This is a genomic window from Synechococcus sp. CB0205 (genome assembly GCF_000179255.1).
Classification (GTDB): Bacteria; Cyanobacteriota; Cyanobacteriia; order PCC-6307; family Cyanobiaceae; genus Vulcanococcus.
Genome location: NZ_ADXM01000019.1, coordinates 1 through 26218 on the forward strand (window position 1 = coordinate 1; position 26218 = coordinate 26218).

Below are 26218 nucleotides of genomic sequence, written 5' to 3' on the forward strand. Positions count from 1 at the left end.
TGGTTTAACTACCCCGCCACAACCTGGGGAAGCCAAGGTGGTGCGCAGTCTGCTCTTCCTGCTGGATCGCTGATTCAGTAGGCGCAGGTGCCGCTGGCACGCTGCTCACGCAGGCGCTCGTGCTGCTGGGCGATCAACTGCACCGCCAGGGTCGGGTGGTTATGCAGCAGGTTCAGGAAGCGCAGGCGATCGAGCTTGACCAACTCCACCGGCGTGCGGGCGACGGCGTCATTGCGATAGACACCGTCCTTCCAAACGATGTCCTGGTAGCTGAACAACTCACCCGGCCTGCAGCAGAGCTTGTCGCCGTTGGCATCAATCACCTCGACGATGCCGCGGCGCACGCCGTAAATGGCGTTAGCCGTCTGGCCACTGCTGAAGATCGCAGCACCGGTGGGGAACGAGAGGGTCTCGCTGTCCACCTGGGCGGACATCAACTCAATCGGGGTCGCGATGGTGGACGTGAGCATGCGTCTTTGACCTCCCGTACCCCAAAACCTGATCGGCTCAGCTTGACACCTACAGCCCGGCAATCCAGGACGCCCAGACAACAAAACAGAAGAGATCAGAAATCTTCGGTTTTGCTTCAGCTTTCGAGGACGTCCGTGAGGGCGAGCTGCCGATCGCGCACCGCCGGCTGAAGACCATCCCCCTGACCGACCACGGGCAGACGTGGCGGCCGAGCCGTCCAGTGATGGCACCACAACTCGCCTGCCAGCTCCGGATGAATCGGCAGCTTGCGCAGACGGCACCAACCCAATTCCACCCCCTTGGGGGAGGCGCAGTGGCGGCAACTTCTGCAGCAGGGACGCGGGCCTATCGCTTTGGAGGCTTGGGCTGCCAACCGTAATCAGGCCGTCCCGTGGCGGCCATAGGAAGCCGCAAAGCTCCGGGTTCTCTTCCCCTTGTTGAACAAGATCCATAGGATCCGCCTGAGCATTGGACTGCCATGGCCGCCTCGCCTTCCCTCCAGCGCACGCCGCTCTTCGATGCGGCGCGGGAGGCCGGCGGACGGATGGTCCCGTTTGCCGGCTGGGAGATGGCCGTGCAATTCAGCGGCCTGATCGACGAGCACCAAGCCGTCCGTGAGCACTGCGGCCTGTTTGACATCTCCCATATGGGCGTCCTGCGCCTGCGGGGAGCCAACGTCAAGGACGCCATGCAGGGCCTGGTGCCCAGCGACCTCTTTCGGATTGGGCCTGGCGAGGCCTGCTATTCGGTCCTGCTCAATGCCGAAGGGGGCATCCGGGACGACCTGATCATTTACGACCGTGGCTGGCTGGAGAACGAGCAGGTCCACGAACTGGTGCTGGTGATCAACGCCGCCTGCGCAGAGAGCGACACGGCCTGGATGCGCAGCCAGCTGGAGCCCGCCGGCATCGAGCTGATCGACCTGAAGGGCTCCGGCACGCTGCTGGCCCTACAGGGACCGGAGACCGCACAGCTCCTGGAGGAGTTGGCGGGCTGCTCCCTCGCTGGGTTGCCGCGCTTTGGCCACCGGGAGCTGACGCTGCCTGGCCTGGGTGAGGCGTTCGTTGGACGGACCGGATACACCGGTGAGGACGGCTTTGAGCTGCTGCTCTCCGCCGATGCCGGCCAACGCTTCTGGACCACCTGCCTGGAGCGGGGCGTCAAACCCTGCGGCCTGGGTGCCCGCGACACCCTCCGACTGGAGGCGGGCATGCATCTCTATGGCAGTGACATGGATGCCAGCACCTCGCCCTTGGAGGCCGGCCTGGGCTGGCTGGTGCACCTGGAGATGCCCAAGGACTTCATCGGCCGCCCGGTCCTCGAGCAGCAAACCGCTGACGGGCTGAAACGGCGCCTGGTTGGGCTGAAGCTCCAGGGCCGCGCCATCCCCCGCCATGGCTACCCGGTTCTCCAGAACGGAGAGGTGGTTGGAACCGTCACCAGCGGCACCTGGTCCCCGAGCCTGCAGGCCGGGATTGCCCTGGCCAGCGTGGCCACCGGCGCCGCCAAGCTCGGCACCAGCCTGGCCGTCGAAATCCGGGGCAAAGCCGAAGCCGCCGAGGTGGTCAGGCGCCCCTTCTACCGGCGCTGAGCCCACTCCAAGTGGGACAATCGCCGATCACCCACTTGTTTCCCCATGCGCAGCCACGGATGCGGCGACCTGCGTCAGAGCGCCACCGGCCAGGCTGTGCAGCTGTGCGGCTGGGTCGACCGCAGCCGTGACCACGGCGGTGTGATCTTCATCGATCTGCGCGACCGCAGCGGCACCGTTCAAATCACCGTCGACCCCGACAACGGCGCCGAGATGTTCGCCGTGGCGGAACACCTGCGCAACGAAACAGTGATCCAGGTGGAGGGCAAGGTGCGCGAGCGCCCCGCCGATGCCATTAACGACAAGCTCTCCACCGGTCAGATCGAGGTGCTGGCCAGCTCCATCCGCGTGCTGAACAGCGTCAAGGGCAACCTGCCCTTTGCCGTCTCGGTGCACGACGAGGAGAACACCCGCGAGGAGCTGCGGCTGCGCCACCGCTACCTCGACCTGCGCCGCGAGCGCATGAACAGCAACCTGCGCCTGCGGGCCCAGACGATCCAGACCGCGCGTCGCTTCCTCGAAGAGCAGGGCTTCATCGAGGTCGAGACACCCGTGCTGACGCGCTCGACCCCCGAAGGCGCCCGCGACTACATCCTCCCCAGCCGGGTCTGCGGCGGCGAGTGGTTTGCACTGCCCCAATCCCCCCAGCTGTTCAAGCAGCTGCTGATGGTGGGCGGCATCGAGCGCTACTACCAAGTGGCCCGCTGCTTCCGCGACGAGGACCTGCGGGCCGACCGTCAGCCGGAATTCACCCAGCTGGACATGGAGATGAGCTTCATGGATCAGGAGCAGATCCTGGAGCTCAACGAATCCCTGATCGCCGCCATCTGGAAGAGCGTCAAAGGCATCGAGTTGCCCCGACCCTTCCCGCGCCTGACCTGGCACGAGGCCATGGAGCGCTATGGCACCGATCGCCCCGACACCCGCTACGGCATGGAGCTGGTCAACGTCAGCGACCTGGTGGCTGACATGGGCTTCAAGGTCTTCAGCGGCGCCGTGGCCTCCGGGGGCTCGGTCAAATGCATCGCCGTCCCCGGCGGCAACGACGCCGTCTCCAACGTCCGCATCAAACCCGGCGGCGATGTCTTCAGCGAAGCCCAAAAAGCCGGCGCCGGCGGCCTGGCCTTCATCCGCGTCCGCGAAGGCGGTGAGATCGACACGATCGGCGCCATCAAGGACAACCTCAGCGACGAGAAGAAGGCGGAGCTGCTGAAGCGCACTGGCGCCGAGCCCGGCACCTTGATCCTGTTCGGGGCCGGCGACACCGCAACGGTCAACAAGGCCCTGGACCGCGTCCGTCAGTACCTGGCCCGGGAACTGGGCATGGTCAAAGCCGACGGCGAGAACGACAGCTGGAACTTCCTCTGGGTGGTGGATTTCCCGATGTTCGAGTTCAACGCCGACGAGAACCGCTACGAGGCGCTGCACCACCCCTTCTGCGCCCCAAACACCGACGACCTCGGCAGCGATCCGGCCGCCTGGGCCGAGACCCTGCCCGGCGCCCGCGCCCAGGCCTACGACCTGGTGCTCAACGGCCTAGAGCTCGGTGGCGGCTCTCTGCGCATCCACGATTCGGCCCTGCAGCGCCAGGTGCTGGAGACCGTGGGCCTGCCCCTGGAGGAGGCCAATGCCCAGTTCGGCTTCCTGATGGAAGCCCTCGACATGGGCGCCCCGCCACACGGCGGCCTGGCCTTCGGGGTCGACCGGATGGTGATGCTGCTGGCGGGCGAGGAGTCCATCCGCGACACCATCGCCTTCCCCAAGACCCAACAGGCGCGCTGCCTGATGACCAGCGCCCCCGGCGGCGTGGCCGAGAAGCAGCTCGAGGAGCTGCATGTGGCCAGCACCTGGGTGGACGAGGAGGACTGATCCTTCCCGGCAGAACCCGAATACAAACAAAGGCTTTTGGGCACTGTCTCAGTTGAGACCTGAAGCTTGATGGTGGCAATCGCCATCGGCCTATGGCCAAAGGTCCTCCCCGTCCACCAGCAAACTCCGGCAAAAAGCGCGGCAGCAGTGACCTGGTGCGCCTGTATCTACAGGACATCGGTCGCGTTGACCTGCTCAGCCATGAGGAGGAACTCACCCTGGCCCGGCTGGTCCAGCGTCGCGAACGGCTGCTGCAGGAACGCCGCACACTCGCCCAACAATCGCCGGAAGTCCAGGTCCTGGAGGAGCTGGAGCACAGCCGCCAACAGTTGGCCTCCCATCTGGGGCACTGGCCCAGCCTTCAGCTCTGGTCCGAACACCAGCAGCGCAGCGGCGCCGAGCTCAAAGAGTCCCTCAAGGCAGGCCATGAAGCCTGGGCCACCCTCTCGGAGCTGAGCATCGCCGAACTCAAGCAGGCGCTCCACCAGGGGCGCCGGGCCCGAGATCGGATGATCCAGGCCAACCTGCGCCTGGTGGTGGCCGTCGCCAAGAAATACCAGCAACGGGGCATGGAGCTGCTGGACCTCGTGCAGGAGGGCACCCTGGGCCTCGAGCGGGCGGTGGAGAAGTACGACCCCACCCGCGGCTTCCGCTTCAGCACCTACGCCTACTGGTGGATCCGCCAGGGGATTACCCGGGCCATCGCCACCCAAAGCCGCACGATCCGCCTGCCGGTTCACGTCACCGAGAAGCTCAACCGGATCAAAAAAGCGCAGCGCCAGATCGCCAGCGAACACGGACGTCTGGCCTCCGTGGCCGACCTCGCCAAGGAACTGGGCCTCAGCGAAGAGGTGATTCGCCTCACCCTGATGCGGGTGCCGCGCTCGGTCTCCCTGGACACCCGGGTGGGCCGCGACCAAGACACGGAGCTGGGGGATCTGCTGGAGGACGGCCACGCCACCCCGGAGCAGGCCCTGACTAAGACCCAACTCCACGACGACCTCGAAGCCCTCCTCGAGGAGCTGAGCGGCCGCGAGGCCGAGGTCATCCGCCTGCGCTTCGGCCTGGAGAACGACACCCCGCAAACCCTCTCCCAGATCGGCGAAGACCTGCACCTCTCCCGGGAGCGCGTCCGCCAGATCGAAACCCGCGCCCTGCTCAAGCTGCGGCAACCCCAGCGCCGCTGCCGGGTGCACGACTACTTGCTGAACATCGACGGAGACAGCGCTCCCAGCGGCTGAAAATCCAGCTATCAATCGGGCAGAGCCCAGCCAAGGGAGAGCGCGTGATGGCCAATTCCATGCCCAGCATTGACATCGGCATCCCCGAGGCCCAGCGCCAGGAGATCGCCCAGGGCCTCAGCCGCCTACTGGCGGACACCTATGTCCTCTACGGCAACACCCACGGGTTCCACTGGAACGTCACGGGGCCGATGTTCAACACGCTCCATTTGATGTTCATGGACCAGTACACGGAGCTCTGGACCGCCCTGGACGTCATCGCCGAACGCATCCGCGCCCTCGGGGTCGTCGCCCCCCATGGCGGCAGCAGCCTGGCCAAGCTCGCCTCCATTCAGGAAGCCCCCCAGCAACCCGCCGCCCTGGAGATGGTTCGGCTGCTGGTCAGCGGCCATGAGTCCGTGGCCCGCACCGCCCGCAGCATCTTCCCCCTGGCCGATGCCGCCAGCGATGAACCCACGGCCGATCTGCTCACCCAACGGCTGCAGATCCACGAAAAAACCGCCTGGATGCTCCGCAGCCTGCTGGATCAATAAGCCTTCGCGGCGAGGGCCCCTAGATCAGGCCGGTACATTGAAGGGTCGCTTCAAGAGCCATGGCCAAATTCGTCTTCGTGACCGGTGGCGTGGTGTCCAGCATCGGCAAAGGGATCGTGGCGGCCAGCCTGGGCCGCCTGCTCAAGAGCCGCGGCTACAGCGTCTCGATCCTGAAGCTCGACCCCTACTTAAACGTGGACCCGGGCACGATGAGCCCGTTCCAGCACGGTGAGGTCTTCGTCACCGAAGACGGCGCCGAGACCGACCTGGACCTGGGTCACTACGAGCGCTTCACCGACACCGCCATGTCGCGCCTGAACAGCGTGACCACCGGTTCGATCTATCAGTCGGTCATCAACAAGGAGCGCCGCGGCGACTACAACGGCGGCACCGTGCAGGTGATTCCCCACATCACCGGTGAGATCCGAGAACGAATCCATCGGGTGGCCGCCAACAGCGGTGCCGATGTGGTGATCACCGAGATCGGCGGCACGGTCGGTGACATCGAGTCCCTGCCCTTCCTCGAAGCCATCCGCGAATTCCGGGGGGATGTGGGCCGCAACGACCTGGCCTACGTGCACGTGACCCTGCTGCCCTACATCGGCACCTCAGGCGAACTCAAGACCAAGCCCACCCAGCACTCGGTCAAGGAGCTCCGCTCCATTGGCATCCAGCCCGACGTCCTGGTCTGCCGCAGCGACCGCGAGATCAATGAGGAGCTGAAGGGCAAGATCGGAGGCTTCTGCGGCGTCCCCACCCGGGCGGTGATCCCCGCCCTGGATGCCGACAGCATCTACGCCGTTCCGATCACCCTCGAGAAGGAGGGGCTCTGCCGCGAGGTGCTCGATCTGTTGGGCCTGACGGACCACGAGTCCGACATGCAGCGCTGGGAGCAGATGGTCGCCAAGCTGCGCAACCCCGGCCCCTCCGTGAAGGTGGCTCTGGTGGGCAAGTACGTGCAGCTCAACGACGCCTACCTCTCGGTGGTCGAAGCCCTGCGCCATGCCTGCATCGACCGCGATGCCGCCCTGGATCTGCATTGGATCTGTGCCGAGCAAATCGAAGAGCAAGGGCCGGAGGCCCTGCTGCGCGGCATGGATGCCGTGGTCGTCCCCGGTGGCTTTGGCAACCGGGGCGTCGACGGCAAGGTGGCGGCCATCCGCTGGGCCCGGGAGCAGCGGGTCCCCTTCCTGGGCCTCTGCCTCGGGATGCAATGTGCCGTGATCGAGTGGGCCCGCAACCAGGCCGGACTGACGGGAGCCACCAGCGCCGAACTGAACGCCGACAGCCCGCACCCGGTGATTCACCTACTGCCCGAGCAACAGGATGTGGTCGATCTGGGCGGAACGATGCGCCTCGGGGTCTACCCCTGCCGCGTCGCGCCCGGCACCCTGGCCCACCGCCTCTATGGCGATGAGGTGGTCTACGAGCGCCACCGCCACCGCTACGAGTTCAACAACGCCTACCGCAACCTCTTCCTGGAGTCGGGCTACGAGATCAGCGGCACCTCCCCCGATGGCCGCCTGGTGGAGCTGATCGAGCTGAAGAACCACCCCTTCTTCACCGCCTGCCAGTACCACCCGGAATTCCTCTCCCGCCCGGGCCAACCCCACCCGCTCTTCCGTGGTCTGATCGAAGCGGCGCAACAGCGCCTGCCCTCCAGCCCCAGTGAAGCGATTGCCCAAGGGGCGAACATCTCGGCGGCATGAGTGAGCAGGAGCCATTGGGCTCCAGCGGCCTACCCGTCGTGGAGACCTTCCACTCCCTGCAGGGGGAGGGCCTCCATGCCGGCCGCAGCGCCTTTTTCATTCGCCTGGGGGGCTGCAGGGTCGGTTGCAGCTGGTGCGACACCAAGCACTCCTGGCCCGCCGAGGTGCACCCGCAGCAGAGCCTTGAGGAACTGGCCTTGGCCTGCGCAGAGGCGGCCTCAGCGGGCGCGGCCTTCGTTGTACTCACGGGCGGCGAACCGCTGCACCACAACCTCGACGCGCTCAGCGCGGCCATCCGCCAGCACTGCTCGCTGCCCATCCACCTGGAAACCAGCGGCGTGGATCCCCTGACGGGATCACCCGACTGGATCAGCCTCTCCCCCAAGCGCCATCAACCTCCCAGGGCCGAGCTGCTGCAACGCTGCGATGAGCTGAAGGTCGTGGTGCATGAGGCTGCCGATCTGCTTTTTGCCGAGGTCAGCGCCAGCCAGGCCCCCCAGGCGACCTGGCTGCTGCAACCGGGCTGGGACTGCCGCGAAGGCCAGGCCCTGGCCCTGGAGTTTGTGCAGTCCCAGCCCCGCTGGCGCCTGAGCCTGCAATCCCACAAGTGGCTGGGGGTGCGCTGAGGCGAGTGGGCATCATGGAGTCGGTGCCCTCCACCGAAACCTTGCCCACTGCGATCGCCCTGCTCTCCGGAGGGCTGGATTCCGCCACCGCCGCCGCCCTCGCCCAAGCGGAGGGCTACCGCGTGATCGGCCTCTCCTTCGACTACGGCCAGCGCCACCGGCGCGAGCTGCAGGCCGCCGCGGCCGTCGCCCAGACCCTGGGCCTCGCCGAGCACCAGAGCATTCACGTCAACCTGGCCGCCTGGGGCGGCTCCGCCCTGACCGACACCGCCATGGATGTGCCCAACGAGGGGGTGCAGGAGGGCGTCATCCCCAGCACCTATGTCCCTGGACGCAACACGGTCTTCATCGCCATCGGCCTGAGCCTGGCGGAAGCGCGCGGGGCCGAGCGGCTGGTCCTGGGGGTCAATGCCGTCGACTACTCCGGCTACCCGGACTGCCGTCCGGATTACCTCGGCGCCTTCCAGACCCTGGCCGACCTGGCCAGCAAAGCCGGCCGCGAGGGCCATGGCACCCAGCTCTGGGCCCCCCTGGTGGAGTGGAGCAAGACCAAGATCGTCGAAGAGGCTCTGCGCTTGGGGGTCCCGATTGATCAAACCTGGAGCTGCTACAGCGGCGGCGAGCAGCCCTGCGGCGTCTGCGACAGCTGCCGCATTCGTGATGCGGCCCTGATCGAGGCCGGGCGCCCCGATCTGGCGAGCCGCTGAGTGATGGCCAGAGCGCCGCTGCCCTGGATCGAACCCGCTGATCTAGCCCGCCACCTCGCCGCCCGTTTTGGACCAGAGGGGCTGATCTGGCTGGATGGGGACGGCAGCGACTTGGGGCGCTGGGCCAGCCTGGCCGCCGACCCGCTCGAGCAGATCGTCTGCCGCGGCCTCCCCGGGGAAAGCGAAAGCCGCGATCCGTTTGCGGCCTTGCGGGAGCTCGGGGAAGGGCACTGGTGCGGCTGGCTGAGCTACGAGGCGGCGGCCTGGGTGGAACCCGCGGCGCACTGGAAGCCCGATGCGATGGCGACCCTCTGGATGGCGCGCCACGACCCCATCTTTCGCTTTGACCTGCAGGAGCGCACCCTCTGGCTGGAGGGGGTCGATCCAGAGCGCCTCGAAGCCATGGCCACCTGGGCCTCAGGACTGGCAGCCAGTAGCCCCGGCCCAGCAGCAGCGGCGGCCATTGCGGACTGGCAGTGGCAGACCAGCCCAGAGCAGTTCAGCGATGGGGTCCAGCAGATCCGCGAACGGATCGCCAGCGGAGACATCTTTCAGGCCAACCTCACCGCCTACTGCTCCACTGAGCTGCCCGCTCCCGCCGACCCGCTGCAGCTGTTTGAGCGGCTGCGGCGGCGCTGCCCCGCCCCCTTCGCCGGCCTGGTCGTGGCCCCCGGAGAAGCGGTGATCTCCGCCTCGCCGGAGCGCTTTCTGCAGGTCAGCCCCAGCGGCCAGGTGGAGACCAGGCCGATCAAAGGCACCCGGCCGCGGAGATCCGATCCGGAGCAGGACGCCGACCAGGCGGCGGACTTGGTCTGCAGCAGCAAAGACCGCGCCGAGAACGTGATGATCGTGGACCTGCTGCGCAACGACCTGGGTCGGGTCTGCCAAAGCGGCTCGATCCAAGTCCCGCAACTGGTCGGACTGGAGAGTTACGCGCAGGTCCACCACCTCACCTCTGTGGTGACCGGGCAACTGAAAGCCGGAGCCGACTGGGTGGACCTGCTCGAGGCCTGCTGGCCGGGGGGCTCGATCACAGGGGCGCCCAAGTTACGGGCCTGCCAGCGCATCGCTGAACTCGAGCCCGTGGCCCGCGGGCCCTACTGCGGCTCCTTGCTACGGCGGGATTGGGATGGCAGCTTCGACAGCAGCATCTTGATCCGCACCGTGCTGCAACACGGCACCACCCTGCGCTGCCATGCGGGCTGCGGCATCGTGGCCGACTCCGATCCCAAAGCTGAAGCCGAGGAGCTGGGTTGGAAGCTGAACCCGCTGCTGGAGGCCCTGGCATGACAGGCCACAGCCTGGTCTGGAGCGATGGGCGCTGGGGCGAAGCCAACGCCCTGCAACTCCCCCTGAATGACCGCGGCCTGCTGCTCGCCGATGGCCTGTTCGAAACGGTGCTGGTGCTGGACGGACGTGCCCGTCTGCTGGAGCCCCACCTTGAGCGCTGGCGCCGTAGTGCGGCGCTGCTGGGCCTGCCCGAACCGCCCCAAACGGCCGTGGTCCAACCACTGGTGGAGGAAGCGATTGCGCGTTGCGACCTGCCTGCAGGCCAGGGCGCCCTGCGGCTGAACTGGAGTGCCGGCAGCGGCGGCCGCGGTCTGGATCGCCCAAACGCCCTGGATCCGCGCTTCTGGCTGCAGCTCAGCGCCCACACCCCGACGTTTGAGCCGGTTCAGGTCATCATCAGTCGCCATGAGCGGCGCAATGGCTCCAGCCGCCTGAGCCATTGCAAGACCTTTGCCTACGGGCAGGCGGTGCAAGCCCGCCGCGAGGCCCGCGGCGCCGGAGCCGAAGACGCCCTACTGCTGAGCACCAGCGGTGAACTCTGCTGCGGGACCGCCGCCAACCTGCTGGTGCAGCGTCAAGGGCAATGGCTCACGCCCGCGCTCAGCAGCGGCTGTCTCCCCGGGGTCATGCGGGGGCAACTGCTTGAGCGTGGCCTAGCCACAGAATCGCAGTTGGATGCCACACCCCAAGACGGCGACCGTTGGCTGCTGATCAACAGCCTCAGCTGCAGGCCCATCACCAGCGTGGATGGAGCCGCTCTGACTCCCCTCAGCTTGGAAGAGGTCAGAGCGCTCTTTGATCCACTTCTGGCGGACTGAGCTCAGACGCTGAGGAAGCGATTGACTACGTCCTGACTGAGCTCACCGGTGGGACCGCTGGCCACGATGCCCCCCCGTTGCATCGCGTAGTAGCGATCGGCCTGGCGAACGAAGTGCAGGTGCTGCTCGACGAGCAGAACACCGATGCCGGTCTCAGCAATGATCCGGCGCACCGCGGACTCAATGTCCTGCACGATGTTGGGCTGAATCCCTTCGGTGGGCTCGTCCAACAGCAGGAGCTTGGGCTGACCCAGCAGGGCACGGGCAATCGCCAACTGCTGCTGTTGACCGCCGCTCAGGTCCCCGCCCTTGCGGGGTAAAAACTCCCTCAGGATCGGGAACAACTCATAGACGAAGGGATCAATGCGGCGGTGGCGGGCCAATCCGCCGGGGAGGGCCTCCATGCCGAGCATCAGGTTCTCCTCAACCGTCAGCTGCGGAATGATCTCGCGCCCCTGGGGGACGTAGCCCACACCAGCGCGCGCCCGTTGGTGGGGAGCCTGGCGGTCCAGGGCCGCACCGTTGAACACGATCGTGCCCTGACGGGCCCGCAGCAAACCGATCAACGACTTCAGCAGGGTGGTTTTTCCCACCCCATTGCGGCCAATCAGGCAGACCATCTCCCCGGCATTCACGGTGAGATCGACATCGCGCAGGATGTGGCTCTCGCCGTAATAGGTGTTCAGCCCGCGGATCTCCAGCAGGGCGGTCATGGGTGTTCCTCCTCTGATGTTCCGAGATAGACCTCAATCACCCGGGGATCGTCCTGCACCTGATCCATCGTTCCCTCGCAGAGGACGTGGCCCTGGTGCAGCACCGTCACGGGACTCTCCAAGCGGCGGATGAACTCCATGTCGTGCTCGATCACCAGCACGGTGTGATCACCAGCGAGGGACTTGAGCAAATCGGCCGTCAGGTCGGTCTCCTCATCGGTCAGGCCCGCCACCGGTTCATCCACCAGCAGCAGATCGGGGTCCTGTCCCACCAGCATCGCGATCTCCAGCCATTGCTTCTGGCCATGGGAGAGCGCTCCGGCCTGCCAATCGGCGCGGCTCTGCAGGTTGACGATGCCCATGAGGTGTTGAACCCGATCGCGCTCCCCTGAACCGAGACCGCCAAACAGCAGGGGCCAGGGCTGCTTCGGCCGGCTGACCGCTAAGGCCAAATTCTCCTGAACGCTGAGCTTCTCAAACACCCGCGGGCTTTGGAACTTGCGACCAATCCCCAACCGGGCAATGCGGTGCTCCGCGCGGCCCACCAAGGAGCGGCCCTTGAACACCACATCCCCCTCCGTCGGAGCGGTCTTGCCGGTAATCACATCCAAGAAGGTGGTCTTGCCAGCCCCATTCGGGCCGATCACCGCCCGCAGCTCCCCGGGCTGGAGGCTGAGATTTAGATCGCGCAGGGCCAGAAAGCCGTCAAAGCTGACGGTGATCTGGCTCAGCTCAAGCAACGGTGCACTCATGGCTGAACCTCCTCTTGTCCTTCCAGTTCCAGTTGCGGGTAGGTCCCCATGCGCCGGGCGATGCCCAGGCGCGAGAGCAGGTTGCGGGGGCCGTCGCTACGCCACCAACCGATCACACCCTCCGGCAGAGCGGTGACCACAAGGATGAACAGACCGCCCTGGATGAACAGCCAGCTCTGGGGCATGGCTTCACTCACGAGGCTCTTGGCGTAGTTGATCGCCACGGCACCCAAGATCGCCCCCACCAAGGTTCCCCGTCCGCCAACGGCGACCCAAATCACCATCTCGATCGAGAAGGGAACGGTCATGTACTGAGGCGAAACGATGCCCGATTGCACCGTGTAGAGCGCTCCGCCGATGCCGGCCAGACCACCGGCAATCGCGAAGACGATCGTCTTGAACAAGGTGGGGTTGAACCCCGCAAAGCGCAGCCGGGGCTCGTCATCGCGAATGGCGATCAACACATCGCCAAAGCGGCCACGAACCACCCAGCGCACAACGGCCCAGGCCGCAATCACCATCAAGGCGGTGAACCAGAAGAAGCCGCGCTGCATCTCTGGTGAACCCACCATCTGACCAAACAGCTGGGTCACATCGGTCTTGAGACCGTTGGTGCCATTGATCAATTTCTGCTGGCCGTTGAAGAAGTTGAAAAAGACCAGCAGGGCCGCCTGGGTCAGGATCGAGAAGTAGACCCCTTTAATGCGGTTGCGGAAAACCAGGTTCCCCAGAACAGCGGCCAACACCGCGGGGATGAGCCAGATCGCCACAAGGGTGAACAGGGGCGAATGGAACGGAACCCAGAACGCCGGGAGTTGCTTCACGCCGTAGAGACCGAAGAACTCCGGAATCCCATTGGGGAAACCCGCTGAACTATTCAGCTGCAGATACATGGCGGCCGCATAGCCCCCCAAGGCAAAGAAGATGCCCTGCCCAAGGCTGAGCAACCCCGTGAAGCCCCAAATCAGATCGATGCCCAGGGCGACGATCGCCAAGGAGAGAAAGCGTCCCAGCAGGTTGAGTCGAAAGACGGGAAGGACGGCCGGAGCCGCGACGATCGCAGCGATGATCACCACCCAAAGCAGCAGCTTTGGCCAGCGGGACTGTTGAAGGCGTACAAACATTGGTTCAGGCCTCCACCATGCGTCCCTTCTGCGGGAACAAGCCCGCGGGACGGAATTGCAGGAAGAGCACGATCAGGGCGAAGACCATCACCTGGGCCATGCTCGTGGTCGCAAAAAACTTCACCGTGGCTGCCAGCGGCGACGGCATGGCCGGCCAGAGGCTGAGCAGACGGCCGGCGCCGATCAGATCGGTCAGCCAACCAATCGCGAAGGACGCCAGAACGGCGCCAAAGAGGTTGCCGACGCCGCCCAGCACCACAACCATGAAGCAGCCCACGATGTAGGAACCCCCGACGTTCGGCCCCACCGAACCCAACAACGAGACAGCCACACCAGCGATTCCCGCCAGTCCAGAACCGATGCCAAAGGTCAGGACATCGACCGTGTCGGTGGGAATGCCCAGGCAGTCGCTCATCGTGCGGTTCTGGGTCACCGCCCGTATGCGTGTTCCCCAAACGCTGCGGTTGAGGAACAGGGTGACGCCCAGAACAGAAACCACCGTCATCGCGATGATCACCAACCGGGGCACCGGCAGGGTGAGATCGGCCCACTCCAGGCCGCCGCGCATCCATTGGGGCGCAGTCACATCAACGTTGCGGGAGGTCGCCCGGGCAATCCGCGAGATCTGGGAGGCCAGTCCGCCGGCCAACAGCACCCCGGCAAGCGCGGAGGTGGCCCAGCAGCCGGCACGCACCAGCCGCGCCCGCGGGCCTTCGAGCAGGGGGCCGGCAAGAGCAGCGGCAAGCTGAAGCCCACCACCAAGGCGAGAACCACTCCAGCAGCCGTCGCCAGCGGAACACTGCGCACAAACTGCTGGAGGATCAGGCTCACGCCCCAGGTCGCCAGCAGGGTCTCCAGGGGATTGCCGTAGAGACGGCGAATGACCGTGCGCTCCAGCAGGATTCCGACAACGCCGCTCACCACGAAGGCCAGCGGAATCGCCACCAAGACATAAAGGTTGTAAACGGGCTCAAAGGCCGGCAGCTTGAAGATCAGCTGCACGACGTAGGTCGTGTAGGCGCCGAGCATGATCAGCTCGCCATGGGCGAGGTTGATCACCCCCATCAAGCCGAACACAATCGCCAATCCAAGGGCGGCCATCAGCAAGACCGAGCCGATGGCCACTCCGTTGAAGAGGCTTTCAAACAGCAATTGCACGGAAATCCGAAGCAGGGCAGCAAGGGAGAAAGCAGAAAAAGAGGAGCCCCCGGAAGGACTCCTCCATCAGTCAGAGCAACCAGAGAGGGCGATCAGAGCTTGTAGCGCTCACCCTTGTTGGCATCGGTCCAGTCGCAGGCGTAGCCCTTGGAGCTGGGCTCGTACTGGTTCCAGGCCTGGGGAGCCACAGGACCATTGGTGGACTGGAGGATCTTGAACTGACCGTCCTTGGTGATCTCACCGATGCGCACGGTCTGGGAGAGGTGGTGGTTCGGCATCACCTTGACCTTGCCCTGGGGCGCATCGAATTCGATACCAATCAGGGCTTCGCGCACCTTGTCGTCATCGAAGCTGTTGGCCTTCTCAACGGCGGCCTTCCAGAGGTAGACCATGTTGTAAGCCGACTCCTGCGGGTCAGCGACCATGCGATTGCTGCCGTACTTCTTCTTGAAGTCAGCGGCGAACTTCTTCGATGCCGGGGTATCGATCGACATCATGTAGTTCCAGGCGCCGTAGTGGCCCTCAAGGAACTCAGGTCCAATGGTGCTGATCTCTTCTTCCGCGATGGAGTAGCTCATCACGTAGTAGCCATTCGCCGGGGTCAGACCGGCGTCCTGGATCTGCTTGAAGAAGGCAACGTTCTGGTCACCATTCAGGGTGTTGATGATCACACCGCCGTTGGGCATCGCCTTTTTGATCTTGGCGATGATCGGAGCCACCTCGGTGTTACCCAGGGGCAGGTAGTCCTCGCCAACCACCTTGCCGCCCAGGGACTTGAGCTGCTGCTTGGTGATGGTGTTGGAGGTGCGGGGGAAGACGTAGTCGGATCCCACCAGGAAGAAGGGCTTGCCAGCGGCAGGCGACTTCTTGAACATGAACTCAGTTGCAGGCTCCGACTGCTGGTTCGGAGTTGCACCGGTGTAGAAGATGTTCTTGGAACACTCCTGACCTTCGTACTGAATCGGGTAGTAGAGGAACGCGTCCTTCGACTCGTAGACCGGCAGCATCGCCTTTCGGCTTGCTGACGTCCAACCACCGAAGACCACAGGCACCTTGTCCTGATCGATCAGCTTTTTGGACTTCTCAGCGAAGGTCGGCCAGTCGGAAGCGCCGTCTTCAACGATGTATTCAATCTTGTATTTCTTGCCATCAACGGTGACACCACCGGCGGCATTAATCTCATCAATAGCCATCTTCTCAGTGTCCACCAGGGTGGACTCCGAGATCGCCATTGTGCCGGTCAAGGAGTGAAGAATCCCGACCTTGACCGTGTCGTCGTACTGAACATTGGAGGCAGAATCACCACCACCACAAGCCACCAGACTCACAGAGGTGGCGAGAGCCGTTGCACCGGTCAGCAGACGCAACGAAGACTTTCGCATCAAAGGAGATGCCATAACTTTGAATCAATGAAGGCCGCCGCCGTCGTTCAGCGGTTCAAGGAATGTATTGATCGAGGCAGGCGCTCACGGGTAGCAATAAGCACCAAATCGGCAATTGCGAGACTGATCAGACTCGCGGAAATTCTCCCGAGGATTCACCACCCTTTGTGCCGTATCAACGGCCACCAATCGGCGGCTACTTCGGTAGCTGTTGCAACAAAAACGCCTCGACCTGCTCGAGGCCCTCGCCGCTGTGGAGGTTGGTGAAGCACCAGCTCCGGCCCGAGCGCATCCGCTCGGTGTCACGCTCCATGACCTCCAGGCTGGCCCCCACCATCGGAGCCAAATCGATCTTGTTGATCACCAGCAGGTCCGAGCGGGTGATGCCGGGCCCTCCCTTGCGCGGAATCTTGTCGCCGGCGGCCACGTCAATGACGTAGATGCAGAGGTCCACCAACTCCGGACTGAAACTCGCCGCCAAGTTGTCGCCGCCGCTCTCGACCAACACCAGATCAAGATTCGGGTAGGCCGCCTCGAGGTCCGCGACGGCAGCTCGATTGATCGAGCAGTCCTCCCGGATCGCCGTGTGGGGACAGCCCCCGGTTTCCACACCGCGAATGCGGCCGGGCTCCAGAGCGCCAGCGCGGGTCAGGAACTGGGCGTCCTCCTGGGTATAGATGTCGTTGGTGACCACCGCCAGCTCCAACCGATCGCGAAGGCGCCGGCAGAGGGCCTCGACGAGGGCGGTCTTACCCGAACCCACGGGCCCAGCCACACCAACCCGCAGACGACTGGTGGTCATCTCCTTCGCCAATTCATTCTCAGCATTGTGCTCAGCTCAACTGCGGAACAGGCGGGAGTAGAGCTCTGCGTGGCGCAGCTGGGCCAGCCCCGCACCGACGCCGCCATTCCACTGCTGCTCTGGATCCATCGACGCCAGCTCCTGAGCCCGCTGAGCGAGAAGCGGAGCGAGCCTCAACTGCAGCCGCTGGGCCTGGGTTGGCCCAAGAGGCACCAAGCGCACCGCTGCACTGAGCTGGTTGGCGACCCAGGAATAGAGGTAGGCCTCCTCCACCTCCGGGGAGTCCAACTCCAAAACCGCGCAGGCCCAGGCATAGGCCGCCGGCCAGGCCAACAACGTTCCGGCTCGGGGCAAGGGCCAGCCCAGATCCGCCAACAACTGCAGGAGCGAACGCCCCATCTGCCGCTGCTGAGCCCGCAGCTCCGCTGATTCCCGCTGCACCAGCAACCACTGATCAAGGCTGCGCAGCTCCTGCTCCGCCTGAGGCTCACCGTCTTTCCAGGCGCGCATGAACGCCATCAAGGGCGCGAGCGCTGCGGCCTCAATCGCCACCCCACCACGCCGCAACTCAGCGCTGAGCCAATCCTCCATCGCCTGCTCGGAGGTGACCTGACCGGCCTGAACCAAGACCTCAAGACCCTCGGAATAACTGAAGGCCCCCACCGGCAAGGCCGGACTCACCAGTTGATAGAGCCTGAGCCGCGCCAGTTGCCGATCAGCCATGGGAGTGGGCATGGGGAACGCCCGCATAGGCACCGGCCTCCGGCTGAAAGGGAGCATCCAGGCAGTCCACCTGCAGCTGCCTTTGGCGCAGTAGCTCCGCCAACACGCTGTCCTGCAACAGAACCAAGCGGTCGGGATGCAGCTCCATCGCCACGTGGCGATTACCCAGGTGGTAAGCAGCCTTCAGCAGAGCCAGGGGCTCAGCGCTGCGCACCTGCATCACCGGCTCCGGTGCCGCCTCCACCAGAACCTGCCAACAGCCGTCGTCACTCAGAAGCTGATCACCGGGCTGCAGGGCAGCACCACGGGGAAGCTGCAGCACCAGATCCCGCCCGCAGCGACTGCGGCGATGGCCCCGCAGGCTGGTGCGCTCATCCGCCGTCAACGCCAAGGTCAACGCCTGGGGTCCAGGCTCCGGCAGCACGCCCTTGGGGCGGCGCTCCACCAACACGATCGCTGAACCCTGCTCCACCTGAGGCGACCCGAGGGCCATCACCCTGACGAGCCACTGCACTGGACCTTTGTGGCGATTGTTACCAAAGCTGGACCGGTGGGACCGGAGTATGCGGCCATGGCTGAGTCGCAATCCACCTGGAGGGGACGTGTCGCGCTCCAGTTCGAGCGAAGAGGCTCGGCGGGGGGCGAACGAACCATTCACCAAGGACAGGCCAGCTCCCCGCTCAAATTGCAGCGCGCCCAGTGGCAGAGCAGTGGCCACTGCGAGCTGCCGATCCTGCACACCGCCGGGGGCTTGGTCGGTGGTGACGAACTCGAGATCAGCGCCCAGCTCACACCCCAGAGCCAGGCCCTACTCACCAGCGTCGCAGCCCAGAAGGTCTACGGAAGCGTTGGACGCTCCCGCCAACAACCGCAGGGACGCTGGTCTCGGCAAGCCTTGAGGTTTGAACTCAAACAGGGCAGCCAACTCGAATGGCTTCCGCAGGAGCTGGTGCTCTACGCCAATGGCCTGTTCGAGCAGACCTGCCGTATCGAGCTGGAACCGGGTGCCAGCTTCCTCGGAGCGGAGGTCGTGCGCCTGGGGCGAACCGCCGCGGGGGAGTCCCTCGAGCAGGGCTGCTGGCGTTCCGCCCTAGAGATCCACCGCAGCGGAGCCAACGGCGGACGCTGGGAATTGGTCGATCGCCTGGAGCTCAAGGATGCAGCTCTGACGGGGGAACACGGCATGGCAGCCCAGCCGGTCTTCGGCTCCCTGACCTGGATCGCCGGGGACCCACTCCCCCCAGCTGTCATCGAAGAATTACTCCAAGCCTGCCGCCAGCAGCGCGCTGGTCTCGAAGGAACCATGGCCTGCGGCGCCCTCGAGCAGGGCCTGGTGGCCCGCTATCGCGGCCCCTCCAGCCAAGCCGCCCGGTTCTGGTTCTGCCGCATCTGGGCCTTACTTCGCTCCATCCAAGGGCAATCCCCGCCGGAGCTTCCCCGGGTCTGGCCCTTTCAGGAAAACCCCTTGGAGCAGGCGGCTGAGTGTTCAGCCTGAACAGAGGACGGTCCAGCGCGCAACCAGAGTGAAGGCTTCTGATCAACTGGATCAGGCTCCTGCCCCGCCATGCATCTGACCCCTCAGGAGAAGGACAAGCTCCTGATCGTCACCGCGGCCCTCTTGGCCGAACGCCGGTTGAACCGCGGCCTCAAGCTCAACCATCCCGAGGCGGTGGCCTGGCTGAGTTTCCTCGTGCTCGAAGGAGCACGGGACGGAAAAACCGTGGCGGAACTCATGGCCGAGGGGACCACCTGGCTGAGCCGAGATCAGGTGATGGAGGGCATCCCTGAGCTGGTCCACGAAGTCCAGATCGAGGCGGTGTTTCCCGACGGCACCAAGCTCGTGACCCTGCATGACCCCATTCGCTGATCGGCCATGGCTGCACTCATTCCCGGCGAACTGATTCCCGAACAAGGGGAGCTGGAGCTCAACAGCGGACGCCCCATCACCACGGTGCTGGTGGCGAACACCGGAGATCGCCCCGTTCAGGTGGGCTCCCACTTCCACTTCTTTGAGGCCAATGCCGCCCTGCAGTTCGACCGCGAGGCCACCCGGGGACAACGGCTCGACATTCCTGCGGGCACGGCGATCCGCTTTGAGCCTGGCGACAGCCGCGAAGTGCAGCTGATTCCCTTCGCAGGCGGACGACGCGTCTTTGGCTTCAACGGCCTGATCAACGGCCCCCTCGACTGAACGGACACCCCATGCCCTACCGGATTTCCCGCCGTCAGTACGCCGAGACCTACGGCCCCACCACCGGCGATCGCCTGCGCCTGGCGGACACAGAGCTGATCCTTGAGGTGGAACGGGACCTCACCGTCTATGGCGATGAAGTGAAATTCGGCGGCGGCAAGGTCATCCGCGATGGCATGGGGCAAGCCCAGACCACGCGGGCAGCCGGAGCGGTGGACACCGTGATCACCAATGCCCTGATCCTCGACTGGTGGGGCATCGTCAAAGCCGACATCGGCATCCGCGATGGCCTCATCTGCGGCATTGGCAAAGCGGGCAACCCGGATACCCAGGCAGGGGTCAACATCGTCGTGGGCCCAGGCACCGAAGCCATCGCCGGGGAAGGACACATCCTCACCGCGGGCTCGATCGACACCCACATTCACTTCATCTGCCCCCAGCAGATCGAAACGGCCCTGGCCAGTGGGGTGACCACCTTGCTCGGCGGCGGTACCGGCCCGGCGACGGGAACCAACGCCACCACCTGCACCCCCGGGGCCTTCCACATCAGCCGGATGTTGCAGGCCGCTGAGGGGCTGCCGGTCAACCTGGGCTTCTTTGGCAAGGGCAACGCCTCCACCCCAGAGGCGATTGAGGAGCAGGTCCAGGCCGGCGCTTGCGGGCTCAAGCTGCATGAGGACTGGGGCACCACTCCGGCGGCCATCGACTGCTGCTTGAGCGTTGCCGATCGGATGGATGTGCAGGTCTGCATCCACAGCGACACCCTCAATGAAGCGGGCTTTGTCGAGGACACGATCCGAGCCATCGGCGGCCGCACGATCCACACCTTCCACACCGAAGGGGCCGGTGGTGGTCACGCCCCCGACATCATCAAAATCTGTGGCGAAGCCAACGTCCTGCCAAGCAGCACGAACCCGACGCGCCCCTACACCCGCAACACGCTCGAGGAGCACCTCGACATGCTGATGGTGTGCCACCACCTCGATCCGAAGATTCCGGAGGATGTGGCCTTCGCCGAGTCGCGCATCCGCCGCGAGACCATCGCCGCCGAGGACATCCTTCACGACATCGGCGCCTTCTCAATCATCGCCAGCGACTCCCAGGCCATGGGCCGCGTCGGTGAGGTGATCACCCGCACCTTCCAGACGGCCCACAAGATGAAGATGCAACGGGGCGCACTCCCCGAGGACAGCGGCCGCAACGACAACACCCGCCTGAAGCGCTACATCGCCAAGACCACCATCAACCCTGCCATCGCCCATGGCCTCGATCAGCAGGTGGGCTCTGTGGAAGTGGGCAAGTTGGCGGATCTGGTGCTGTGGAAGCCAGGCTTCTTTGGGGTGAAACCAGAACTCGTGATCAAGGGGGGCTCCATCGTCTGGGCCCAGATGGGCGACGCCAACGCCTCCATCCCCACCCCTGGCCCCGTCCATGGACGGCCCATGTTTGCCGCCTTCGGGAAAGCCTTGGCCCCCAGTTGCCTCACCTTCGTGAGTCAAGCGGCCCTGGACAATGACGTACCCCGGAGACTGGGACTGGAACGCTCCTGCGTCCCGGTGCTCAATACCCGCAGTGGGATCAGCAAGGCGGCGATGAAAAACAACACCGCCCTGCCCAAGGTGGAGGTGGACCCCCAGACCTACGAGGTCTTTGCCAACGGCGAACTACTCAGCTGCGAACCCGCCGAGGTGCTGCCGATGGCGCAGCGCTACTTCCTGCTCTAATTGCAGCCCTGGACGGAGATCCGGTAGGTGAAGCCCGTGGCCGCCTGATCGCCGCTGGCGCCGATCTTGAAGTTCACCTGGTTCACCGTTTTGCCGGGAACAGCACGAACGGTCCACTGACGGCCGGTGCCGACATTGGGGGCATAGGAGTCATTGACGACCTGGAGATTGGAGCCATCGGTGAACTTCAGGTAGGCCTGAATCGGATACGTCGCGCTCACCGAGGAGTTGGCGGTGAAGAACAGCTTGTAGCTGCTGTAGGGCTGGTTAACGAAGAAATCGGTGTTCCAGTTCGGGCGGCTGAAGGGCAAGGGGCTGCCCAGGCTGATGGTCTTGGTGACGATGTTGCTCTGGCCATTACCGCCCACGGGGGCGAGGAACTGACAGGAGGCCAAAGCCGGGGCAGACGCCATGAGCGCACCAGCGCCGATCAAGGCGGTGACTCCAGCACGCATGAAAGCCGACATCGAAAAGAACGATCACTGGTTTCGCTCTAGCCAGAGCTGACCAGGATGGAAAGCACTGCAGGAAACACCTCGAATGGCCCTGTCGCGCAGCCTCGGCCTGCGCAGCCTGACCCTGGCGGTGGTGAGCGGCACCATCGGCTCGGGCTGGCTGTTCGCACCCTTCTATGCCGCCCGCAGCGCCGGGGCTGCGAGCCTGATCGCTTGGCTCCTGGGCGGAGTGCTGGCCTTTGGCCTGGCCATGGTCTTCGCCGAACTCGGGGCACTGGTACCCAGCTCCGGCGCCCTGGCGCAAATCCCCATGCTCAGCCATGGCCGCCTGGCCGGGTTCATCGGCGGATGGTGCGCCTGGGTGGCCTACCTGGCCCTTCCCACCATTGAGGTGCTGGCGATGATCGAGTACCTGGCCAGCGACCTGCCCTGGCTCACCCTCGATGGCGGCCAAGGCCAGGTGCTCAGTCCCTGGGGCATGGCCTTCGCCGCTCTGCTGCTGGTGCTGATGACCTGGGTGAACTTGGCGGGGGTGCGCACCCTGGCCCGCTGGATTGACACCCTGACCAGCTGGAAGCTGGTCATTCCTCTCCTGATTTCGGCCGTCCTGATGCTCAGCGCTTCGGACTGGAGCAATCTGCTGGTGACCGTGGGAGCACCCGGCGCAGGGGAGAACTGGCTGCCGGGCATTGTTCATGCCATCAGCAGTGGCGGCATCCTCTTCAGCCTGCTGGGATTTCGCACCGCCATGGATTTGGCGGGTGAAGCCAGAGACCCCCAACGCACCGTGCCCCTGGCCATGGGCCTGGGACTGGGGCTCTCCATCGCCATCTATCTGGCGCTGCAGCTGGCCTTTCTCGTGGCGGTGCCCCACAGCAGCCTGGGCGCGGGCTGGGGAGCGCTGCAGCTGAGTGCCCACGGCGGCCCCCTGGCGGCGATCGCCATGGGACTCGGTCTGAGCTGGGTCGTGGGGTTGCTGCTGAGTGATGCGGTGATCTCCCCGGGAGCGACCGCCATGACCTACTTGGGGCTCTCCGGCCGGGTGGCCTGGATGATGGGCAGCCTGCGTCTGCTGCCCAGACGGCTGGAGCACCTCAACCGCCAAGCCGTGCCCAGCACAGCACTCATCCTGAGCTTGGTGATTGGCGTTGTGATGCTGCTGCTTGGCCCCAGCTGGCAGCAGATCGTGAGCTTCCTGACCGCCTGCTTGGTGATTGCCTTGGCCGTTGGGCCCGTCAGCCTGCTGGCCCTCCGTCAGCAGCTCCCGACTGCCCATCGCGCCTTTGCGCTTCCTGCTGCCGCACTGGTCTGTCCGCTGACCTTCATGGCCGCCAGCTGGGCTGTGCTCTGGTGCGGACGCACAGCCGTTGAAGGCGCCATCGCCCTCGTCCTGGTTCCGGCCCTGATCTTTACGGGAGTCAACCGCTGGCAAGGCCGACCGCTCGATGGGACGCATGGCCGTTGGTGGTTTGGCTACTTAATCGGCCTGCTGCTGATTGCCGAGCTGAGCGGCTCCAATCGCCTGATTCCCGGCGGCGAACTGACACAGATCGCTCTGGCCAGCGCCTTCTCCTTGGCCGTTTTCCCCTTCGCTGTGCGATCCCGCCTGCCGCAGGTCTCGAGCGAAGCCCAGGTCCAAATCAATTAATCGACCGCCGCTCTCGATGGCCAGTTGCTGACACGGGTCGCGACCGGGGATCACTGGCGAACGGCTCAGGCACACCATGAACTAGGCACATTCACCTACAAAAACTAGAAATCGTGGCGCAATCAGGGGCGATCCCAAAGAAAACGTGAAGGGCTTTTTTGTTTGCCTTCCAAAGGCTCACGTTTGATTGCGTGGGGAAACGAACACAGAGCCGGGAGACATTCACCGGCCTTAGAAATCACCCAGTCAGCAGTCGGATTCATGGGCGACCATCTGCATCTCGTCGGACTCACCGGTGATGGCTGCCGGATCGCCCGTGACGGGGGCGGCGGCTATGTCGTGAACCACAACGACAGCGACGGAAGCTGGGAGCGGGTCGCCAACCTTCCCGCGGCCTATGCCGTTTGCGAGCGCTTCAGCCAACGGGACTCCCTCGGGTTGCCCAATTGGCGCGCCGAGGCCTAACGACCAGAAGGCAACTGGCCCAACCCTGATTAGCGTTAGCCCAACCCTTGGAAGGTTGTGATGACAGCCCCCTCCAGCAGCTGCACTGACCGCCCGAGCCGCGCCGGGATCAGCAGTGACAGCTTTTCTGCCCGCAAAGAACAGGCCCTGGTGATCTTGCTGGCCCAGTCCCTCGCCGAGGCACAGATCGGCCGGGCCGATGCCCAAGCCAGCCAAGGCCTCTGGAATGAGGTGGCGGAACTGGAGCTTGACCCAGATCGGATCATCAACCTGCTCTACGGCGGCGAAGACCTAAGCGATCGAGCAGCCCTCAAGGAACGGGATCAGCAGTGGCTCTCCGCCCAGGTGCGCCGAGCACCTCGCGGATGGTCCCTGCGAACCCTGCACCTGGGACGGCCTCAGCCCTATTTGAGCGGAATCGGCATCTCCACGAGGGCCGGCTCAGGGGCGCAGCTTTCAACGCGCTGACTGACGACATCGCCAATCACCACGATGGACGGGGAGGCCAGCTCCGCCTCCTGAACGGCTGCAGCCAAACCACCCAAGGTGGAGACCACCACCTTCTGCCCCCGCACCGTGCCTTGCTGCACCGCCGCAGCAGGGGTTGAGGCGTCCAGGCCGCCGGCAATCAACTCCTCGCAGATATGGGGCAGGTTGTGCAGGCCCATGTAGATCACCAGGCCATCACTGCTGCGGGCTAAGCCGCGCCAGTCCACCCCAGGACGACGCTTATCAATCTCCTCGTGACCGGTCACGAAGGTGACGGAACTGCCCGCACGGCGATGGGTCACGGGAATGCCGACATAGGCAGGGGCGGCGATCCCAGCCGTCACCCCGGGAACCACCTCCACGGCGATCCCATGACGCTCGAGGTGGGCCGCCTCCTCACCGCCACGACCAAAGAGAAAGGGATCCCCACCCTTCAGACGCACCACGCAGCGATGGCGCTTGGCCATCTCCACCAGCACGGCATTGGTGCTGGGTTGGGGCACAGAGTGATGGCCCCGGCGCTTCCCAACGAAGTGCTGCTCGGCACCGTCCGGCACCAAGGCCAAGACCTCGCGCGGCACCAGTGAGTCATAGACCAGGGCATCGCACTGGCTAAGCAAACGCTGGGCCTTGACCGTCAGGAGGTCGGGGTCACCGGGACCAGCTCCCACCAGATACACCTTGCCGGCAACGTCAGCGGTCATGGCAGATCGAGCAGGAGGTTGAACAAGAACTGACGGGTGGCCGGACGCTCCAGCAGCGCCAGACAGGGGGAGACGTCCGTCCGTAGATGGGCCGTCATCCGATTGGGCGCAAGGGCCAAGGGCAATGCCGCCGCATCGCTCGGGGCGCTTCGGTCTGCACTTAAGCAGGGCACCCCCAGGTAGCGGCTCAGGGCCGAGAGGTAGCGATCCGCCACCCCTGGCCGAAGGGGATGGTGCAACACAGCCGGAGCATTCAGCGCGCGCAAATGCTCCAACCAGGGGCCCCAGGCCCCGAGGAAAGGAAGCGTGCACACCTGATGCCCTTCTCGGCGCAGCCGATCACGGATCCCCGGGACATCACTGCGAGCATGGCTGCCGGGCGTCAGCAGCAGGGGCACCAACAGCAGCGATTGCCCCTGGGGCAGCTCCAGAGGATCAGCCGTGAGGGCTTGCAACCAAACCGGAGCCTGACGGGCCTGGGCGAGATCGTTCAGCAGCTCAGTGATGACCTGGGGAATCTGCCCACCGGCGTGGCCGTGGACCACCAAGAACAAGGGCGACTGCCCAGCAGCGGAGGGCTTCGGTAGCAACGGCCACCGCCAGCACCCCGGGCCTGCTGATGGAGTCACATACACCGGATTCATAGGAACACCATGCCAGCCGCCCGCCCCTTGCCCAGCTCCCGCCGCAGGCCCCAGAGCAGCTACGGACGCCCCCGCTACCGGGAGATGCAGCCCACCCCGCAGTGGAGGCGCGAACTCGATGCCGACTTCGCCGCCATGGGCAAGGTCTGGCAAATGATTCGCGGTGGAGCGACGCGAATGCTGGGCGAAATCGGACGCCAATACTGAGCTGCGCGGGGCCGAAGAGCGTGACCATCAACCCGGAAGATGGGACCCCTTTAGGTATCCGTTGACACCCTTTTCACCACTCCCCTTGGACGGCGTCGATCCGTAACAACGGCGACAAAGCAGTGCAGAGGGCGAATGATTTGATTCCCCCCACTAGTCGTTCTTTGTTTTGGAAACGGCTC

The 26218-nt window shown here is 64.9% G+C and carries 29 protein-coding genes and 1 pseudogene; 17 read left to right on the forward strand and 13 right to left on the reverse strand.

The annotated features are described in order from the left end of the window. Nucleotides 1-74 precede the first annotated feature (74 nt). A complete protein-coding gene (locus tag CB0205_RS0101925; protein WP_010313705.1) occupies nt 75-470 on the reverse strand; it encodes a Crp/Fnr family transcriptional regulator in 396 nt (131 codons plus the stop codon). 116 nt (nt 471-586) lie between these two features. Continuing rightward, a complete protein-coding gene (locus tag CB0205_RS0101930; RefSeq protein WP_232197217.1) occupies nt 587-844 on the reverse strand; it encodes a hypothetical protein in 258 nt (85 codons plus the stop codon). A gap of 105 nt (nt 845-949) precedes the next feature. Between CB0205_RS0101930 and gcvT the strand changes: the two genes are divergently transcribed. The 9 genes from gcvT (at nt 950) to CB0205_RS0101975 (ending at nt 10855) form a co-directional block, all read left to right on the forward strand. Further along, a complete protein-coding gene (gcvT, locus tag CB0205_RS0101935) occupies nt 950-2062 on the forward strand; it encodes a glycine cleavage system aminomethyltransferase GcvT (protein ID WP_010313709.1) in 1113 nt (370 codons plus the stop codon). Between the two features lie 45 nt (nt 2063-2107). Continuing rightward, the gene (gene aspS, locus CB0205_RS0101940) at nt 2108-3931 is read left to right on the forward strand and encodes an aspartate--tRNA ligase (RefSeq protein WP_010313711.1); all 1824 of its coding nucleotides are present in this window, start codon (nt 2108-2110) and stop codon (nt 3929-3931) included. Nucleotides 3932-4023: 92 nt separating this feature from the next. Continuing rightward, a complete protein-coding gene (locus tag CB0205_RS0101945; protein WP_010313713.1) occupies nt 4024-5172 on the forward strand; it encodes an RNA polymerase sigma factor, RpoD/SigA family in 1149 nt (382 codons plus the stop codon). Nucleotides 5173-5219: 47 nt separating this feature from the next. After that, nucleotides 5220-5705, forward strand: a complete 486-nt coding sequence (locus CB0205_RS0101950) for a Dps family protein (protein ID WP_010313715.1) — start codon at nt 5220-5222, stop codon at nt 5703-5705. Between the two features lie 59 nt (nt 5706-5764). After that, a complete protein-coding gene (locus CB0205_RS0101955) occupies nt 5765-7414 on the forward strand; it encodes a CTP synthase (protein ID WP_010313717.1) in 1650 nt (549 codons plus the stop codon). After that, nucleotides 7411-8040, forward strand: a complete 630-nt coding sequence (locus CB0205_RS0101960) for a 7-carboxy-7-deazaguanine synthase QueE (RefSeq protein WP_010313719.1) — start codon at nt 7411-7413, stop codon at nt 8038-8040. Before CB0205_RS0101955 ends, CB0205_RS0101960 begins: the two co-directional genes overlap by 4 nt. A gap of 14 nt (nt 8041-8054) precedes the next feature. Beyond that, nucleotides 8055-8747, forward strand: a complete 693-nt coding sequence (gene queC, locus CB0205_RS0101965) for a 7-cyano-7-deazaguanine synthase QueC (RefSeq protein ID WP_043705224.1) — start codon at nt 8055-8057, stop codon at nt 8745-8747. Nucleotides 8748-8750: 3 nt separating this feature from the next. Then, on the forward strand, nt 8751-10037 hold the full coding sequence (locus tag CB0205_RS0101970) for an anthranilate synthase component I family protein (RefSeq protein WP_010313724.1): 1287 nt from the start codon (nt 8751-8753) through the stop codon (nt 10035-10037). Next, entirely contained in the window at nt 10034-10855 is an 822-nt protein-coding gene (locus tag CB0205_RS0101975; protein WP_010313726.1) for an aminotransferase class IV, read from the forward strand. Before CB0205_RS0101970 ends, CB0205_RS0101975 begins: the two co-directional genes overlap by 4 nt. 2 nt (nt 10856-10857) lie before the next feature. Here CB0205_RS0101975 and urtE read toward each other — a convergent pair whose 3' ends face one another. The 8 genes and pseudogenes from urtE to ureE all read right to left on the reverse strand — a co-directional run bounded on the left by urtE (nt 10858) and on the right by ureE (nt 18002). Beyond that, the gene (gene urtE, locus CB0205_RS0101980; RefSeq protein WP_010313728.1) at nt 10858-11568 is read right to left on the reverse strand and encodes an urea ABC transporter ATP-binding subunit UrtE; all 711 of its coding nucleotides are present in this window, start codon (nt 11566-11568) and stop codon (nt 10858-10860) included. Further along, the gene (gene urtD, locus CB0205_RS0101985; protein WP_010313730.1) at nt 11565-12320 is read right to left on the reverse strand and encodes an urea ABC transporter ATP-binding protein UrtD; all 756 of its coding nucleotides are present in this window, start codon (nt 12318-12320) and stop codon (nt 11565-11567) included. Before urtD ends, urtE begins: the two co-directional genes overlap by 4 nt. Then, nucleotides 12317-13444, reverse strand: a complete 1128-nt coding sequence (gene urtC, locus CB0205_RS0101990; RefSeq protein WP_010313732.1) for an urea ABC transporter permease subunit UrtC — start codon at nt 13442-13444, stop codon at nt 12317-12319. The genes urtD and urtC overlap by 4 nt, the downstream gene beginning before the upstream one ends. A gap of 4 nt (nt 13445-13448) precedes the next feature. Then, nucleotides 13449-14602: pseudogene (locus CB0205_RS15000) on the reverse strand (branched-chain amino acid ABC transporter permease). 92 nt (nt 14603-14694) lie between these two features. Then, entirely contained in the window at nt 14695-15984 is a 1290-nt protein-coding gene (urtA, locus tag CB0205_RS0102000) for an urea ABC transporter substrate-binding protein (protein WP_029626040.1), read from the reverse strand. A 196-nt stretch (nt 15985-16180) separates the two neighbouring features. After that, on the reverse strand, nt 16181-16786 hold the full coding sequence (ureG, locus tag CB0205_RS0102005) for an urease accessory protein UreG (RefSeq protein WP_029626041.1): 606 nt from the start codon (nt 16784-16786) through the stop codon (nt 16181-16183). A 36-nt stretch (nt 16787-16822) separates the two neighbouring features. Continuing rightward, nucleotides 16823-17521 (reverse strand): urease accessory protein UreF, encoded by a 699-nt coding sequence (locus tag CB0205_RS0102010; protein ID WP_232197218.1) that lies wholly within the window; start codon nt 17519-17521, stop codon nt 16823-16825. Then, entirely contained in the window at nt 17502-18002 is a 501-nt protein-coding gene (gene ureE / locus CB0205_RS0102015; RefSeq protein ID WP_050778410.1) for an urease accessory protein UreE, read from the reverse strand. The genes CB0205_RS0102010 and ureE overlap by 20 nt, the downstream gene beginning before the upstream one ends. Nucleotides 18003-18080: 78 nt before the next feature. On the opposite strand from ureE, the gene CB0205_RS0102020 reads away from it, so the two are divergent. The 4 genes from CB0205_RS0102020 to ureC all read left to right on the forward strand — a co-directional run bounded on the left by CB0205_RS0102020 (nt 18081) and on the right by ureC (nt 21424). Next, the gene (locus CB0205_RS0102020) at nt 18081-19004 is read left to right on the forward strand and encodes an urease accessory protein UreD (RefSeq protein WP_029626044.1); all 924 of its coding nucleotides are present in this window, start codon (nt 18081-18083) and stop codon (nt 19002-19004) included. Between the two features lie 69 nt (nt 19005-19073). Further along, nucleotides 19074-19376, forward strand: coding sequence for an urease subunit gamma (locus tag CB0205_RS0102025; protein ID WP_010313747.1), 303 nt, complete (start codon nt 19074-19076; stop codon nt 19374-19376). Nucleotides 19377-19382: 6 nt separating this feature from the next. Beyond that, complete coding sequence (locus CB0205_RS0102030) at nt 19383-19700, forward strand: urease subunit beta (protein ID WP_010313750.1); 318 nt, start codon at nt 19383-19385, stop codon at nt 19698-19700. A gap of 11 nt (nt 19701-19711) precedes the next feature. Further along, nucleotides 19712-21424, forward strand: coding sequence for an urease subunit alpha (gene ureC, locus CB0205_RS0102035; protein WP_010313752.1), 1713 nt, complete (start codon nt 19712-19714; stop codon nt 21422-21424). Here ureC and CB0205_RS0102040 read toward each other — a convergent pair. Continuing rightward, nucleotides 21421-21891 (reverse strand): hypothetical protein, encoded by a 471-nt coding sequence (locus CB0205_RS0102040; protein ID WP_010313754.1) that lies wholly within the window; start codon nt 21889-21891, stop codon nt 21421-21423. The two genes, ureC and CB0205_RS0102040, sit on opposite strands and share 4 nt — an antisense overlap. Before the next feature lie 73 nt (nt 21892-21964). Here CB0205_RS0102040 and CB0205_RS0102045 point away from each other — a divergent pair, with 73 nt between their 5' ends. The 3 genes from CB0205_RS0102045 to CB0205_RS0102055 all read left to right on the forward strand — a co-directional run bounded on the left by CB0205_RS0102045 (nt 21965) and on the right by CB0205_RS0102055 (nt 24460). Continuing rightward, nucleotides 21965-23527 (forward strand): APC family permease, encoded by a 1563-nt coding sequence (locus tag CB0205_RS0102045; RefSeq protein WP_010313756.1) that lies wholly within the window; start codon nt 21965-21967, stop codon nt 23525-23527. Between the two features lie 261 nt (nt 23528-23788). Next, complete coding sequence (locus CB0205_RS0102050; protein WP_010313758.1) at nt 23789-23992, forward strand: hypothetical protein; 204 nt, start codon at nt 23789-23791, stop codon at nt 23990-23992. 60 nt (nt 23993-24052) lie between these two features. Next, a complete protein-coding gene (locus CB0205_RS0102055; RefSeq protein WP_010313759.1) occupies nt 24053-24460 on the forward strand; it encodes a hypothetical protein in 408 nt (135 codons plus the stop codon). On the opposite strand, the gene cobA is transcribed toward CB0205_RS0102055, so the two are convergent. Together cobA and CB0205_RS0102065 are read right to left on the reverse strand one after the other, a co-directional pair. After that, the gene (gene cobA / locus CB0205_RS0102060; protein ID WP_010313761.1) at nt 24397-25185 is read right to left on the reverse strand and encodes a uroporphyrinogen-III C-methyltransferase; all 789 of its coding nucleotides are present in this window, start codon (nt 25183-25185) and stop codon (nt 24397-24399) included. The genes CB0205_RS0102055 and cobA overlap by 64 nt on opposite strands. Beyond that, nucleotides 25182-25730 (reverse strand): hypothetical protein, encoded by a 549-nt coding sequence (locus CB0205_RS0102065; protein ID WP_363155132.1) that lies wholly within the window; start codon nt 25728-25730, stop codon nt 25182-25184. Before CB0205_RS0102065 ends, cobA begins: the two co-directional genes overlap by 4 nt. Nucleotides 25731-25838: 108 nt before the next feature. Here CB0205_RS0102065 and CB0205_RS0102070 point away from each other — a divergent pair, with 108 nt between their 5' ends. Beyond that, the gene (locus tag CB0205_RS0102070) at nt 25839-26036 is read left to right on the forward strand and encodes a hypothetical protein (RefSeq protein WP_010313766.1); all 198 of its coding nucleotides are present in this window, start codon (nt 25839-25841) and stop codon (nt 26034-26036) included. Nucleotides 26037-26218 lie beyond the last annotated feature (182 nt).

Bases quoted from the DNA above. Each gene is read 5' to 3' on its own strand.
- ureC (WP_010313752.1), top strand. From the start codon at position 19,712: ATGCCCTACCGGATTTCCCGCCGTCAGTACGCCGAGACCTACGGCCCC.
- CB0205_RS0102070 (WP_010313766.1), top strand. From the start codon at position 25,839: ATGCCAGCCGCCCGCCCCTTGCCCAGCTCCCGCCGCAGGCCCCAGAGC.
- CB0205_RS0101925 (WP_010313705.1), bottom strand. From the start codon at position 470: ATGCTCACGTCCACCATCGCGACCCCGATTGAGTTGATGTCCGCCCAG.
- urtE (WP_010313728.1), bottom strand. From the start codon at position 11,568: ATGACCGCCCTGCTGGAGATCCGCGGGCTGAACACCTATTACGGCGAG.
- queC (WP_043705224.1), top strand. From the start codon at position 8,055: ATGGAGTCGGTGCCCTCCACCGAAACCTTGCCCACTGCGATCGCCCTG.
- CB0205_RS0102050 (WP_010313758.1), top strand. From the start codon at position 23,789: ATGGGCGACCATCTGCATCTCGTCGGACTCACCGGTGATGGCTGCCGG.
- ureG (WP_029626041.1), bottom strand. From the start codon at position 16,786: ATGACCACCAGTCGTCTGCGGGTTGGTGTGGCTGGGCCCGTGGGTTCG.
- CB0205_RS0102045 (WP_010313756.1), top strand. From the start codon at position 21,965: ATGGCCCTGTCGCGCAGCCTCGGCCTGCGCAGCCTGACCCTGGCGGTG.
- gcvT (WP_010313709.1), top strand. From the start codon at position 950: ATGGCCGCCTCGCCTTCCCTCCAGCGCACGCCGCTCTTCGATGCGGCG.
- CB0205_RS0102020 (WP_029626044.1), top strand. From the start codon at position 18,081: ATGGCTGAGTCGCAATCCACCTGGAGGGGACGTGTCGCGCTCCAGTTC.
- CB0205_RS0102010 (WP_232197218.1), bottom strand. From the start codon at position 17,521: ATGCCCACTCCCATGGCTGATCGGCAACTGGCGCGGCTCAGGCTCTAT.
- aspS (WP_010313711.1), top strand. From the start codon at position 2,108: ATGCGCAGCCACGGATGCGGCGACCTGCGTCAGAGCGCCACCGGCCAG.
- CB0205_RS0101970 (WP_010313724.1), top strand. From the start codon at position 8,751: ATGGCCAGAGCGCCGCTGCCCTGGATCGAACCCGCTGATCTAGCCCGC.
- CB0205_RS0101945 (WP_010313713.1), top strand. From the start codon at position 4,024: ATGGCCAAAGGTCCTCCCCGTCCACCAGCAAACTCCGGCAAAAAGCGC.
- CB0205_RS0102025 (WP_010313747.1), top strand. From the start codon at position 19,074: ATGCATCTGACCCCTCAGGAGAAGGACAAGCTCCTGATCGTCACCGCG.
- CB0205_RS0101960 (WP_010313719.1), top strand. From the start codon at position 7,411: ATGAGTGAGCAGGAGCCATTGGGCTCCAGCGGCCTACCCGTCGTGGAG.
- CB0205_RS0101955 (WP_010313717.1), top strand. From the start codon at position 5,765: ATGGCCAAATTCGTCTTCGTGACCGGTGGCGTGGTGTCCAGCATCGGC.
- urtD (WP_010313730.1), bottom strand. From the start codon at position 12,320: ATGAGTGCACCGTTGCTTGAGCTGAGCCAGATCACCGTCAGCTTTGAC.
- CB0205_RS0101975 (WP_010313726.1), top strand. From the start codon at position 10,034: ATGACAGGCCACAGCCTGGTCTGGAGCGATGGGCGCTGGGGCGAAGCC.
- CB0205_RS0102055 (WP_010313759.1), top strand. From the start codon at position 24,053: ATGACAGCCCCCTCCAGCAGCTGCACTGACCGCCCGAGCCGCGCCGGG.
- CB0205_RS0102030 (WP_010313750.1), top strand. From the start codon at position 19,383: ATGGCTGCACTCATTCCCGGCGAACTGATTCCCGAACAAGGGGAGCTG.
- CB0205_RS0102040 (WP_010313754.1), bottom strand. From the start codon at position 21,891: ATGTCGGCTTTCATGCGTGCTGGAGTCACCGCCTTGATCGGCGCTGGT.
- urtA (WP_029626040.1), bottom strand. From the start codon at position 15,984: ATGCGAAAGTCTTCGTTGCGTCTGCTGACCGGTGCAACGGCTCTCGCC.
- urtC (WP_010313732.1), bottom strand. From the start codon at position 13,444: ATGTTTGTACGCCTTCAACAGTCCCGCTGGCCAAAGCTGCTGCTTTGG.
- CB0205_RS0101950 (WP_010313715.1), top strand. From the start codon at position 5,220: ATGGCCAATTCCATGCCCAGCATTGACATCGGCATCCCCGAGGCCCAG.
- ureE (WP_050778410.1), bottom strand. From the start codon at position 18,002: ATGGCCCTCGGGTCGCCTCAGGTGGAGCAGGGTTCAGCGATCGTGTTG.
- cobA (WP_010313761.1), bottom strand. From the start codon at position 25,185: ATGACCGCTGACGTTGCCGGCAAGGTGTATCTGGTGGGAGCTGGTCCC.